Annotated in this window: 9 protein-coding genes; 7 read left to right on the top strand and 2 right to left on the bottom strand. The window is 68.8% G+C overall.

The window, feature by feature from the left end; genetic code table 11:
* From PDM29_RS07670 to PDM29_RS07655, 4 genes are read left to right on the top strand one after another with little or no spacing between them, the layout of a single operon-like run.
* Positions 1–891, top strand: coding sequence for a DUF58 domain-containing protein (locus tag PDM29_RS07670; RefSeq protein WP_311193258.1), 891 nt, complete (start codon positions 1–3; stop codon positions 889–891).
* A complete protein-coding gene (locus PDM29_RS07665; RefSeq protein WP_311193257.1) occupies positions 888–2,012 on the top strand; it encodes a BatA domain-containing protein in 1,125 nt (374 codons plus the stop codon). The genes PDM29_RS07670 and PDM29_RS07665 overlap by 4 nt, the downstream gene beginning before the upstream one ends.
* Positions 2,009–4,174, top strand: coding sequence for a hypothetical protein (locus tag PDM29_RS07660; protein ID WP_311193256.1), 2,166 nt, complete (start codon positions 2,009–2,011; stop codon positions 4,172–4,174). The genes PDM29_RS07665 and PDM29_RS07660 overlap by 4 nt, the downstream gene beginning before the upstream one ends.
* A complete protein-coding gene (locus PDM29_RS07655) occupies positions 4,171–5,997 on the top strand; it encodes a hypothetical protein (RefSeq protein ID WP_311193255.1) in 1,827 nt (608 codons plus the stop codon). The genes PDM29_RS07660 and PDM29_RS07655 overlap by 4 nt, the downstream gene beginning before the upstream one ends.
* 21 nt (positions 5,998–6,018) lie before the next feature.
* On the opposite strand, the gene PDM29_RS07650 is transcribed toward PDM29_RS07655, so the two are convergent.
* The gene (locus PDM29_RS07650) at positions 6,019–6,501 is read right to left on the bottom strand and encodes a hypothetical protein (RefSeq protein WP_425508728.1); all 483 of its coding nucleotides are present in this window, start codon (positions 6,499–6,501) and stop codon (positions 6,019–6,021) included.
* Between the two features lie 192 nt (positions 6,502–6,693).
* Between PDM29_RS07650 and PDM29_RS07645 the strand changes: the two genes are divergently transcribed.
* From PDM29_RS07645 to PDM29_RS07635, 3 genes are all read left to right on the top strand, one after another.
* Positions 6,694–9,168, top strand: coding sequence for a DEAD/DEAH box helicase (locus PDM29_RS07645; RefSeq protein ID WP_311193253.1), 2,475 nt, complete (start codon positions 6,694–6,696; stop codon positions 9,166–9,168).
* Positions 9,165–10,223, top strand: a complete 1,059-nt coding sequence (locus tag PDM29_RS07640) for a ribonuclease H-like domain-containing protein (protein WP_311193252.1) — start codon at positions 9,165–9,167, stop codon at positions 10,221–10,223. The genes PDM29_RS07645 and PDM29_RS07640 overlap by 4 nt, the downstream gene beginning before the upstream one ends.
* 218 nt (positions 10,224–10,441) lie before the next feature.
* Positions 10,442–10,774 (top strand): I78 family peptidase inhibitor, encoded by a 333-nt coding sequence (locus PDM29_RS07635; RefSeq protein WP_311193251.1) that lies wholly within the window; start codon positions 10,442–10,444, stop codon positions 10,772–10,774.
* Between the two features lie 80 nt (positions 10,775–10,854).
* Here PDM29_RS07635 and PDM29_RS07630 read toward each other — a convergent pair whose 3' ends face one another.
* On the bottom strand, positions 10,855–12,681 hold the full coding sequence (locus tag PDM29_RS07630) for a M56 family metallopeptidase (protein WP_311193250.1): 1,827 nt from the start codon (positions 12,679–12,681) through the stop codon (positions 10,855–10,857).
* Positions 12,682–12,691: the final 10 nt, after the last annotated feature.

Genomic DNA, 12,691 nt, shown 5'->3' with positions numbered 1-12,691 from the left:
GTGAACGCGCACGCCCCGATTGCGATCCCGGCCGACGTTCGCAGCCGCCTGAAGGCGCTGCGGCTGCTGCCGCGTCGTGCCAGCGGAGCGCAGGGCATCGGCCAACACGCCAGTCGCAGCCGCGGCGCGGGTCTGGAGTTCGCGCAGTACCGTGCTTACGAGCCCGGTGACGAGCTGCGCCAGATCGACTGGAAGCTGTACGCGCGCTCGGATCGCTTCTTCGTGCGCGAATCCGAGCGCGAGAGTCCGGTCACCGTGTGGCTGCTGCTGGATGCCACCGCGTCGGCGGGCCAGCGCGACCGCGCGCGTCCCGAGCGCTCGCGCCTGGACCACATCAACGCCACCGCCGCATGCGTGGTGGAACTGGCCCTGCAGCAGGGCGACCGCTTCGGGCTGATCGCAGTCAACGGCGACGGCGTGCAGGTGGTGGCCGCCGGCAGCGGTGCGCGCCAGCGCGACCGCATCCATCTGCTGCTGCATCGCCTGCGTGCGCAGGGCCGCTGGCCCGCAGCGGAGGCCCTGCGTCCGGTCTGGGAACGCGTACAGTCCACCGACCTGCTGGTGGCCCTGGGCGACGGCTTCGACGAGGCCGGTACCGTCCTGCTTGAGCGCTTGGCCGCCGCCCGCCGTGACGTGATGCAGGTACAGATCCTGACCGCTGACGAGCGCGACTTCCCGTTCACCGACGGGCATCGCTTCCGCGATCCGGAAATCGGCGAGGAACTGCTTGGCGACGGCCGCGCGGTCCGGGCCGACTATCTGGCTCGCTTTGCCGAAGCACAGGCAGTGCTGCAGGCGCGCCTGCAGCGTGGCGGCATCGCCCATGTGGTGACCCATACCGACCAGCCGCTGGATGCACCGCTGCGCCAGCTGGCCGGGAGCGCCCGATGAGCCTGTCGCTGTTGTTCCCGCTGGGGCTGTTGGCCCTGGCAGCGCTGGTGGTGCCACTGCTGATACACCTCGCCCGTCGACACCACTACGCGCCGCTCGACTTTGCGGCGCTGCGCTGGCTGCGGGCCAAGGCACAGCCGCGGCAGCGTATCCGCTTCGATGAGTGGCCACTGCTGCTGGTGCGTCTGCTGTTGCTGACGGTGTTGGCGCTGCTGCTGGCACAGCCGCTGCTGCACGGCGCGGCGACACCCACCGCCCCGTGGGTCGTGGTCACCCCGGGCCTGACACCGCCGTCGGTGGATGACGGCAGCGAGGGCCGCTGGCTCGCACCTGGGTTCCCTTCGCTGGAACAACCGGCTCCCACCGGGCCGCAGCCGCTGGCCAGCCTGCTGCGCGAGCTGGACCAGGCCATGCCGGCCGGTGCGGCACTGACGGTGTATGTGCCTGACCCGATGCCAGGACTGGATGGGGAACGCGCCCGCCTGTCGCGCCTGGTGGACTGGCGCAGCGTGCGCCATCCATTGCCAGCTGTTGCCGCGTTCTCTGATGCACCGCTGCTGCGCGTGGCAGGTACCGCCGACGACGCGCAGACACAGCGCGTGCTGGAGGCCGTGCAGCGTGCGTGGAACGGCCAGCCCTTATCCGCTGTAATGGCCGGTGATGAAGCACCCGCCACGGGGCAGGTTGGCGTGTGGTTGGACAATGCCGCCCTGCCCGCCACCTGGCAGACCTGGGTGCAGAACGGTGGCAGCGTGCTGGTCACCGCTGCTGCCGCAGCGCCGGGCGACGGCGTGCCGGTGCTGCGCGATGCCAGCGGCAACGTCGCGATGACCCGCCATGCGCTGGGGCGCGGCCAGGTGTTGCGCTTCGGCCAGCGCCTGTCGCCGGCCACGCTGCCGATCCTGCGCGAAGCCGATTTTCCGCGGCGGTTGCTCGACCTGCTGCAGCCTGTGCCGGTGCCGCAGGTTGCCTCTGCGGTCACACAGCAACCGCTGACCGGTGCCGCACCGCCTGCCGCGCAACCACTGGATCTGAGCTTCTGGCTGCTGGCCCTGGTTGTGCTGCTGTTCGCTGTGGAGCGCTGGATGGCGACTTCGATACGTCGCGGGAGGCCGGCATGATCGCCGTGCAGCGCGCGTGGCAGCAGGCACGCCGCCGCAAGGCATGGATCACCCTCGCCTTGCTGCTTCCGCTCGCCTTGGCCGCCGCCGCCGTGGCGGTGCGGCTGGCCGGGCTCAACCTGGGCACTGCCATCGCGTTGCCGTGCCTGTTGCTGGTGGTGGGCCTTGCGACCTGGAAGGCCCGCCAGCTGGACCGCCGCTGGCTGGTGCGACAGCTCGACAACCACGCGGTCGTACAGGACAGCAGCGACCTGCTGTTCGCCTCGACGGATGCACTCAATCCCTTGCAACTGCGGCAGCGCGCGCGTCTGCACGAGGCGCTCGGTAAGGCCATGCCGGACCTGCGACCGCGCTGGCCGTGGCGCAGTCTGCTGCTGGGCTGGTTGGGTGGGCTGCTGGTGATCGCGCTGGCACTGGGCTGGCCACGCGACGGCATGTCCACGACGGCGCTGCGCGATCCGGCCGCTGCCGATGCTGTGAGCGCGGTGGCAACACGCCTGCAATCCTCACGCCTGCAGATCCAGGCACCTGCGTATACGGGTCAGGCGGTACGCACGCAGACAGCGCTGGATGCCAAGATGGCGCAGGACAGCGCCCTGTCGTGGTCACTGCGCTTCAATGGCACGCCCACCTCGGCCGCGCTGCAGCTGCATGACGGCAGCCGCATTGCATTGAAGCGCGACGGCGAAGCGTGGACTGCGCAATGGAAGGCCACCCGCCCCACGCTGTATCGCATCGTCACCGAACCGGCTTTGGTGCAGCCGCGCCTGTACCGACTGGACGTGGCACCGGACCGGCCGCCCAGCGTCCGCGTGATCACGCCCGACCGGACGCTGGTGTTGGCGGCCCCCAACCAGCGTCAGTGGGCGCTGCAGTTCGAAGCCAGCGACGACTTCGGTGTTGCCGCGACGGCCGAACTGCAGGTCACCCTGGCCCAGGGCAGTGGCGAGAACATCACCTTCCGCGAGCAGCGCATCCCCCTGACCGGCAGCGGCCCGGCCACCCTGCGCCGTTTTGCGCGCACGCTGGATCTCGCCGCGCTGGGTGCGCAGCCGGGCAACGACGTGATCGCGCAGCTGCACGTGCGCGACAACCACACCCCGAAGGCACAGACTGCGCAGAGCACCAGCCTGATTCTGCGCCTGCCCAGTGAGGAACAGGTGCTGGGTGAGGCGATGGAAGGGATGGTCAAGAAGACGCTGCCGGCGTACTTCCGCAGCCAGCGCCAGATCATCATCGACGCCGAAGCGCTGATCAAAGCGCGGCCCGCGTTGTCGGCCGAGGAATTCGTCAAACGCTCCGATGCCATCGGCGTGGACCAGCGCATCCTGCGCCTGCGCTATGGCCAGTTCCTGGGGGAGGAAGCGGAAGGCGCGGCCAAACCACCGCCGACCAGCGACAGCCTGCCCACCAGCGATGCACCGGCCGACAACCATGACGATCACGACCATGCCCATGGCGATGATCACGAACACGCCGCCGGTGGCCATGACGACCACGATCATGGCGCGCCCAAGGCAGAAGGCCAGCCGGTGTTCGGCAGCGCCACCGACGTGCTCAGCGAGTACGGCCATACGCACGATCATGCCGAAGCGGCAACGCTGCTCGACCCACAGACCCGCGCGACATTGAAGGCCGCGCTCGATCAGATGTGGTCCTCCGAGGGCGAGCTGCGCCAGGGCCGCCCGCAGCAGGCGTTGCCCTTCGCGTACAAGGCGCTGGAATTCATCAAACAGGTGCAGCAGGCCGAGCGTATCTATCTGGCGCGGGTCGGCCCGGAGTTGCCGCCGATCGACGAGGGCCGCCGCATGAGCGGCAAACGCGACGACCTGGGCAGCCGCACATTGTCGATTGCGCCGCTGGAGGCACCCGACCCGGCCATCGTCGCGGTCTGGCAGCAATTGGGCGAGGCTGGCAACACGCCGGACCTGGATGCGCTGAGCACCTGGCTGGGCCGCAACCAGTCGCGCCTCACCGATCCGCTCAGCCTCGCGGCGGCCATTGAAGAACTGCGCCTGACCCCGGACTGCAGCACCTGCCGCGCCACCCTGCGCGCGCAGCTGTGGCGCGCCCTGCTGCGGCCGTCGCCGCAGGTGCAGCGTCGGGAAGCGCCCGATCCGATGGCGCAACGCTACCTGGATGCGCTGGAGGGAACCCGATGAGCACTTCCCTCTGGATCGCCCTCGCGCTTGTCGTCATTGTCCTCACCGCAAGCCTTCGCCTCGTAGAGCCGGGCTCTGCCCGGCTGCTCTCCGCGCGTAACCGTCTACGCCTACCCATCCTGCTCCTCCTGCAGGCCCTGGCCGCCGCCCTCCTCTACTTCACCCTGCAACCGCCCACCCGCAATGCAGAGGCCGGCCACCTGGTCGTACTGACCGCAAACGCCAGCTCGGCGGGCACCCTTCCCCCCAACGCCACGGTCATCGCCCTGCCGGAAGCCAACGCCCCCGCCGGCACTCCGCATGCGCCCGACCTCGCCAGCGCCCTGCGCCAACACCCGGGCAGCAGCACCCTGACCCTGGTCGGCGACGGCCTGGCCGCACGTGACCGCGACACCGCGCTGCCCGCGCACGTCACCCTTCAACCTGCGCCCGCCCCACGCGGCTGGGTGGACCTGCAGCCCCCGGCGATCACCGCTCCGGGCGGATTGTTCGCCGTTGACGCGCGCGCGCAGGATGTCGCCAACGCACGCGCCGAACTGCTGGATCCGGCCGGCGTGGTGGTGGATCGCGCACCGCTCGATGCGAAGGGCAACGTCCGGTTGCAAGGCAGCGCCCGCGACGCCGGCCGCAGCGAATTCACCCTGCGCCTGCTCGATGCCCAGCAGCACACCGTGGACAGCGTGCCGGTGCCGCTGCAGACCGTGGCCCAGCCGGCACCGCGCGTGCTGATGCTGGCGGCCGCGCCGGGCCCGGAATGGAAGTACCTGCGGCGCTGGGCCACCGACACCGGCTTGACCGTGCAGATGCAGGCAAGTGCCGGCGGTGGGGTGATGCTCGGTGATGCACCGGTAGCGCTGACGGCGGCGCGTTTGGCCGCCACGGATGTGCTGGTGCTCGACGAGCGCAGTGTCACAGCATTGGGCGCGTCACAGCGCAGTCTGATCCAGCAGGCCCTGCGCGATGGGCTCGGCGTTCTGGTTCGCAGCAGTGGTCCGTTGAGCGACAGCGCGCGGCAGACATTGCGCAGCTGGGGCGTGGCGGTCAGCGGCGGCACGCGCGCGGCACCGCTCAGCTTGCCCTCCGACCCGGAAGGTTCGCTGCTGCAGGCGAGACGAGGGCCGGCACGCGCCGCGACTGACAGCACCGCCTACATCGATGAAGCCAATGCCGCCTCGCACAGCAGCGTGCCACCGACGCTGGAGCGGTTCGACGCAAGCACCTCCGGCGCGGAAGCGATGCTGCAGGATGCCAAGGGTCAGCCCGTGGGCGGTTGGCGCAGCGTGGGACGCGGGCGCGTGGCCGTGCTGCCGATCAGCGACAGCTACCGGCTGGTGCTGGCCGGTCGCGATGATCGTTATGCCGAACTGTGGTCGTCGGTGTTCGCACAGGTGGCGCGTGCTCTACCAGCCGACGTTGCGGCGCGTGTCGAAGCGACCACGCCGTGGTCTGGCGAGCGTATGTCGATCTGCCAGGTCACCGACGGCGCGCAGATGATTGATCCGCAAGGTGGCAAGGTGACGTTGCAGATCGATCCGGCCAGCGGCAGGCAGCGCTGCGCGGGCTACTGGCCCACCGCCGCCGGTTGGCATCAACTGAAGCAGGGTGAGGCAGCGCAGTCGGTCTACGTGTTTGATCCGGCAGGCGCGGCGTCATTGCATCGCCAGCAGGTGCGGCAGACCACGGCACAGCGACTCACGCGGGCCGGCGCAGCCCCCTCGGGTTCGCCTGTGCCGGTCCCCGGCCCGCGTTGGCCCTGGCTGCTGGCGTTCGTCGCCGTGGCAGGGCTGCTGTGGTGGTTGGAGCGACGGCGACCGGCCGTTTAAAGCAGCCGGGCAAGCCCGGCTCTACGGCGTGCCGTCCTGATGCTGCAGGGCGCGCTGCTGCTGCGCTTCGGTCAGCTCGGGTGGCGGGCGGGCGGTGGCCGACTGGATCTGGTCGCGGCCGCCGGTCAGCTTGTGGATGCCCTTGCCGGCTGCGCCGAGGGCGGCGTTGATGCCCATCATCAGGTAGCCGCCACTCAGGCTGACCTGTTCCGGGGATGGCGGCTCGCTCCAGGTGCGGCTGAAGCGGTTCGGGGCGGGCTGCACCGGGTTCTTGAAGCGGTACAGGTCCAGCGGCTCGTCTTCGGGTTTGACGGCGCGGACTTCGCCGAGGGTGGTGACGTTGTCGTTATTGGCCGCCGGTGTGGTCGCTGTGGCCGCTGGCGGTTCGACCGGTGGGGTGACAGGCGGCGATTGGGCATGTGCTGTGCCGACCAGTAGCGCGCTGGCCAATGCTATTGCCTGAATTGCACGTGTTGCCACTTCTGCCGCTCCGTGACCTTGCATCCTCGAGCAAGGATACGGATGGGGGCTTCAGATTTCGTTTTTTATGAATGCTTCAGCTCACGTGGATGCAGGCACCGCGTGGGCCGGCCAACGGCCGGCGCTGCCGGAGGCGCGCCGCAAGCCGAGGCAGCGGTGTCTCGGGATATGAGACGACGATATGCTTATCTGCTGTCCTTTGCAGACCGTTTTTCCATGGCCTACGAACTCGCCAAGCGCACCGAAGACGCCGAGCGCCGGTTGTCCACCACCGAGGGGTTGCCCTCGCGGGATGGCGCGCTGCTGACCGCACGGCTGCAACGGCGCTATGCCGACCGCATCACCGGCAGCTTTACGATTCCCGGTCGCGAGGGCCGCTACGCGCCGATTCCGGCCGATGTGCCCGCCGCGCTCACCGCCGCATTGAAGGCGCGCGGCATCGAGCAGCTGTACAGCCACCAGGCCGAAGCCTGGGACGCCACCCAGCGCGGCGAGCACGTCGCCATCGTCACCCCGACCGCCAGCGGCAAATCGCTGTGCTACACCCTGCCGGTGGTCAGTGCGGCCATGCAGGGCAATGCCAAGGCCCTGTACCTGTTCCCGACCAAGGCGCTGGCCCAGGACCAGGTCGCCGAGCTGCTGGAGTTGAACCGCGCCGGCGATCTCGGCGTCAAAGCCTTTACCTTCGACGGCGACACCCCGGGCGATGCGCGGCAGGCGATCCGCCTGCACGGCGACATCGTGGTCTCCAACCCGGACATGCTGCACCAGGCCATCCTGCCGCATCACACCAAATGGGCGCAGTTCTTCGAGAACCTGCGCTATGTGGTCATCGACGAAGTCCATACCTACCGCGGCGTGTTCGGCAGTCATGTCACCAACGTGCTGCGCCGGCTCAAGCGCATCTGTGCGTTCTACGGCGTGGAGCCGCAGTTCATTCTGTGCTCGGCGACCATCGGCAACCCCAAGGCGCATGCGGAAGGGCTGATCGAGGCACCGGTCACTGCGATCACCGAATCCGGTGCGCCCAGTGGCCCCAAGCATGTGCTGCTGTGGAACCCGCCGGTGGTCAACGCCGACCTGGGCTTGAGGGCCTCGGCGCGTTCGCAGAGCAACCGCATCGCGCGCATTGCGATCAAGTCCGGCCTGAAGACACTGATCTTCGCGCAGAGCCGGTTGATGGTCGAAGTGCTGACCAAGTACCTGAAAGACATCTTCGACCACGACCCGCGCAAGCCCGCGCGCATCCGCGCCTACCGTGGCGGCTATCTGCCGACCGAACGTCGTGAGACCGAACGCGCGATGCGCGCCGGCAACATTGACGGCATCGTCAGCACCTCGGCGCTGGAGCTGGGCGTGGATATCGGCAGCCTGGACGTGGTGGTGCTCAACGGCTACCCCGGCAGCGTGGCCGCGACCTGGCAGCGCTTCGGCCGCGCCGGTCGCCGCCAGCAGCCCGCGCTGGGCGTGATGGTGGCCAGTTCGCAGCCACTGGACCAGTACGTGGTGCGGCACCCTGATTTCTTTGCCGACGCCTCGCCGGAGCATGCGCGTATCGCACCGGACCAGCCGCTGATCCTGTTCGACCACATCCGTTGCGCCGCGTTCGAACTGCCGTTCCTGGCCGGCGACCCGTTCGGTCCGATCGATCCGCTGGTGTTCCTGGAGGCTCTGGCGGAAACCGAAGTGGTGCATCATGAGGGCGACCGCTGGGAGTGGATTGCCGACAGCTACCCGGCCAACGCGGTCAGCCTGCGTTCGGTGGCCGACGGCAACTTCGTGGTGGTGGACCGTAGCGACGGCAAGCAGCAGATCATCGCCGAAGTCGACTACTCCGCTGCCGCGCTGACCCTGTACGAAGGCGCGATCCATATGGTGCAGTCCACGCCTTACCAGGTGGAACGACTGGACTGGGAAGGCCGCAAGGCCTACGTCACCCGAACCCATGTGGATTACTACACCGACAGCATCGACTTCACCAAGCTCAAGGTGCTGGACCGCTTTGACGGCTGCGTGGCCGGTCGTGGCGATTCACACCACGGCGAAGTACATGTGGTGCGGCGCGTGGCCGGCTACAAGAAGATCCGCTACTACACGCACGAGAACATCGGCTACGGCCCGGTCAATTTGCCCGATCAGGAACTGCACACCACGGCGGTGTGGTGGCAGCTGCCGCAGGCGTTGCTGCTGACTGCATTCGATTCAAAACAGGAAGCGTTGGATGGGTTCCTGGGCGCGGCCTACGCCCTGCACATCGTGGCCACGGTGGCGGTGATGGCCGATGCCCGCGACCTGCAGAAGGCGGTGGGCAACGGAGACGGTGCGTGGTTCGCGGTGGCCGACCAGAGCGGCCGCGGCCAGTTGCGCGGTGCCGAGTTCGATGCCAGTGCGATTGAACTGCAGCAGCAGTTCGTACCCACGGTGTACCTGTACGACAACTTCCCCGGCGGCGTGGGCCTGAGCGAGCCGTTGTGGACGCGACAGGCCGAACTGCTGCTGCGCGCACGCGAGCTGGTGCAGCGCTGCGACTGCCGCGCCGGCTGCCCGGCCTGCGTGGGGCCGGTGCTGGCCGGTCAGGAAGAAGACGCAACCACCCCCAAGGCGCTGGCCCTGAAAGTACTGGACCTGTTCGATGCGCAGGCGTTGCCCGACGCAGCACACCACGCTGACGTGGAGGTCGTGCCGTTTTGAGCCTGAGCCTGGACAAGCTGCGCCTGCTGCGGCGACAGGCCGGTGATGCCACGCAGGCGTCGCCATCGGCGTCCACGCCCGCACCAACGTCGCCTGCAGCGGAACCTGCCTTGCCGCCGGCGGCCAATGAGGCGCGTGCGCGCAAGCCTGCGCCGGATTCCGTATTTGCCTGGGTCGATCAGGAGATCAAGCACAAGCCGACCGGCGTTGCCGCACCGCCGGCCGCCCCCGCGGCACCCGCACCCGCACCCGCACTGCGCAAACCAGATGTCGGCGGTCTGCATCGCCTGCTCGGTCTGCGCGAGCGCGGAACTGCCAGCGCACGTCCGCGCGCATCCGAACAGGACCGTCACGTGCCGGGCGAGCAGATCGCCGACGGACTGTTCCTGATTGAAGCCTTCCTGCCACAGGCCATTCCCACTGCGCCGCTTTCGTTGGCATTCGCGCGCCGCGAAGGCGAAGCCGTGCAGCCGCAGGATCTGTTGTTCTTCGATACCGAAACCACCGGTCTGGCCGGCGGTACTGGCACGCGCGCGTTCATGATCGGTGCCGCGGATTGGCACCACGATGCCGGGCGCGGCACCGGCCTGCGCATCCGCCAGCTGCTGATGACCACCATGGCCGCGGAAACCGCGATGCTGCGCACCTTCGCCAGCTGGCTGCAGCCGTCCACGGTCTTCTGCAGCTACAACGGGCGGTGTTACGACGCACCGCTGCTGAAGACCCGGTACCGGTTGGCGCGTCAGCGCGAACCGATCAGTGCGCTGGACCATGTGGACCTGCTGTTCCCGACCCGACGCCGCTATCGCGGCACCTGGGAGAACTGCCGCTTGGCCACCATCGAGCGGCAACTGCTGCAGATCGTGCGCGAGGACGACCTGCCCGGCTCGGAAGCGCCAGCGGCGTGGCTGAACTACCTGCGCGGCGGCAGCGCGGTGAATCTGCGCCGCGTCGCCGAGCACAACCACCAGGACGTGGTGACCCTGGCCCAGCTGATGCTGCGGCTGGTAGCCGAGGAGCAGCGCGAGCGGGAAACGCTGGCGCTGCAGTCGTAGATATCCGGCCGCTGGCGGGTACGCCTGTAGAGCCGGGCTTGCCCGGCTGCTTTCCGCACCGACCCGCAGCCGGGCAAGCCCGGCTCTACAGAGGCTGGCCTTTCGCGGGCGCTTCGGTGCCGGGCAAGGCCCGGCACTACGGGATCGCGATGCTGTTGACATCAGGTGCAGCCAGGGCGGTGCATGCTGTGCGCACCACCACCTTGTAGGAGCTTGCCATGCGCCTTTCTTTGTTGCTGCTGGTCAGTTGTGCACTGCCCCTGGCTGCCTGCAGCCAGCCACCCAAAAGCAATGCCGAAGAGCCGCCGCAGGCGGTGGTTGACCCGGTGCCGGTGGGTAGCACGCCTACGCCGTGCCGGCCCGAGGCCGTGGAGGGTCTGGTCGGCAAGGTCGCCGATGCGGCGACGGTGGAAAAGGCGGTCAAGGACAGCGGAGCCAAACATGCGCGCGTGGTCAAGCCGAACATGGCGGTGACCATGGATTTCCGCGAGGACCGTCTGACCATCCATGTGGATGCGCAGAACCGGATCGAGCGCATCGGGTGTAATTGATCGTTCGGACCGCGCGGACGCGCATGGCGCGTCCCGACCTCCGTGGTGACACGTCATTCGTGTCACCACGCCCCCTCCCTTCAGCGCAACGATTGCGCGGTGCCGTTGGCCAGGGCCTGATCAATCGCGCTGCGGATGTCACGCGCCATCTTCGCCGACACCTGGCTCTGCTGCTGTGCCAGCGCCTGCTGCTCACGCGCCAGACCCTGCTGCTGGCGAGCCAGCGCCTGCTGCTGCTTCGCACCGACCGTCGCCATTTCTGCCTCCACCTGCGCGCTGGCGTGGCGTGCGGCCTGGTTGGCCATTTCGGCGGCATCCAGTGACGCCATCGCCTGTCGGCTGGCCTGCAGGGAGATTTCGCCCATGCGCTTGCCCAGCTCACCCTGACGGGTACCGAGCAGCCCCTGCTCATGTCCCAGCTTTGCGACCTCCTGCTGCGCCAGGGTGAGTGACTTCATCAACGCCGGATCATTGATGAGATAGCGCTGGTTGCCGCGCCGCGCCCACAGCACGCGGTTGCTGCCACTGGCATCGCGCTTGGCCTGTTCGATGTCGGCCATCGAACCGTCGACGAAGAAACTGTTTTCCCGGTCAAGCAGCACGAAGGCCTGCGGCGGCTGGTGCGACAGATCCAGGCGACCGGTGGTGACCATGTGGGTCCGGGTGACGGAACGCGTCTCAGCGTCCGGTGCCGGAGGAGCCAGGGGGGCGGCCGGGGCTGCAGGCGCTACCGGTGGGCGTGGAGCGGCGACCGGTTTCGGGGCAGGCGCAGGAGCCGGCACACCGCTCGGTGCCGGCATGGCGCGCACGGCAGGAGCTGCGGGTGCAGCCGGCGCGGCCGGCGCGGCCGGAACGGCGGGCGCGGCCAGCGCCGGCGGTGCGGGCGGAGCGGGTGGTGGCAGCGGCACGGCGGCCACCAGTCGCAGCGGAGCCACGCCAACCAGCACGAACAGGGCGGTCACCCCGACCGACACCACACGCGGCAGCGTGCCGGTCTGTTGCAGGGTCTGCAGACGTCGCTTCAGGCTGCGGAAGTTCGGCGACGCGCTTGCAACGCCGACCGCCGGGCGCGGAGCCACACCAAGCTGCACCAGCAGGCGACCGTAGTCATGGCGGCAGTGCCCATGGCCGGCCACCACCGCGCTGTCGCAGGCTTCCTCGCGGGCCAGCGAATACTCGCGGGCCGCCAGGTGCACCAGCGGGTGGAAGAACAGCAGGTGCTGCGCGAGTGCCGGCAGCAGCCCCCACCACAGATCACGGCGCTGCAGATGCACCAGCTCATGGGTCAGCGCCATATCCAGGTCGTCAGCGGCCATCGTCGGCAGCTCGTGCGCCGGCAGCAGCAGCACCGGATTCCACGGCCCGATCAGCTGCGGCGAACGAATCTGCGCGGAAATCTTCAGCTGCGGCGCACGCGTCAGGCCATGCGCTTCGGCTGCCAGTTGCAGTGCCTGCTGCAGGCCATCGTCAGTGCACGGGACGGCATTGCGCACCAGCGCGCGACTCTGCCGGTAGGCGTGTACGCTGCGCACCAGCATCAGCAGCACGCCCGACGCCCACAGTGCGAACACCAGCAGCGGCCACGCCGGGGCGTCTGCCGCCGGAACCAGCGCGAAACTGGAAGGCAGCGCAGTTTCAACCGCCATCGGGGCCAGTGCCGTTGCCTGCTGCAGCATCGGCTGCGCGGCCATCACGGCGGTGTTGATGTCAGGAGCCGGCAGCACCGCCAATTCCAGCGGGCTGCTCCACACCAACCCCAGCACCGCCTGCAGCGCTACCAGCCACCACAGGCGGCAGCGCGTGGCGGCGGGCAGTCGTGGGAGCCACCGGCACACCGCCCACACCAGCGCCACCAGCACGGCGCTCTGCAAGCTGGTCCAACCCAGCCGCACCAGCAGTTCGGTCATCATCGTTTCC

The organism is Stenotrophomonas oahuensis, from assembly GCF_031834595.1.
GTDB classification, from domain to species: domain Bacteria; phylum Pseudomonadota; class Gammaproteobacteria; order Xanthomonadales; family Xanthomonadaceae; genus Stenotrophomonas; species Stenotrophomonas oahuensis.
This window is presented reverse-complemented; position numbering and strand designations above follow the sequence as displayed.

Excerpts from the sequence above, each read along its gene's own strand:
- PDM29_RS07665 (WP_311193257.1), top strand. The coding sequence starts at position 888 with ATGAGCCTGTCGCTGTTGTTCCCGCTGGGGCTGTTGGCCCTGGCAGCG.
- PDM29_RS07660 (WP_311193256.1), top strand. The coding sequence starts at position 2,009 with ATGATCGCCGTGCAGCGCGCGTGGCAGCAGGCACGCCGCCGCAAGGCA.
- PDM29_RS07655 (WP_311193255.1), top strand. The coding sequence starts at position 4,171 with ATGAGCACTTCCCTCTGGATCGCCCTCGCGCTTGTCGTCATTGTCCTC.
- PDM29_RS07650 (WP_425508728.1), bottom strand. The coding sequence starts at position 6,501 with ATGCAAGGTCACGGAGCGGCAGAAGTGGCAACACGTGCAATTCAGGCA.
- PDM29_RS07645 (WP_311193253.1), top strand. The coding sequence starts at position 6,694 with ATGGCCTACGAACTCGCCAAGCGCACCGAAGACGCCGAGCGCCGGTTG.
- PDM29_RS07635 (WP_311193251.1), top strand. The coding sequence starts at position 10,442 with ATGCGCCTTTCTTTGTTGCTGCTGGTCAGTTGTGCACTGCCCCTGGCT.
- PDM29_RS07630 (WP_311193250.1), bottom strand. The coding sequence starts at position 12,681 with ATGACCGAACTGCTGGTGCGGCTGGGTTGGACCAGCTTGCAGAGCGCC.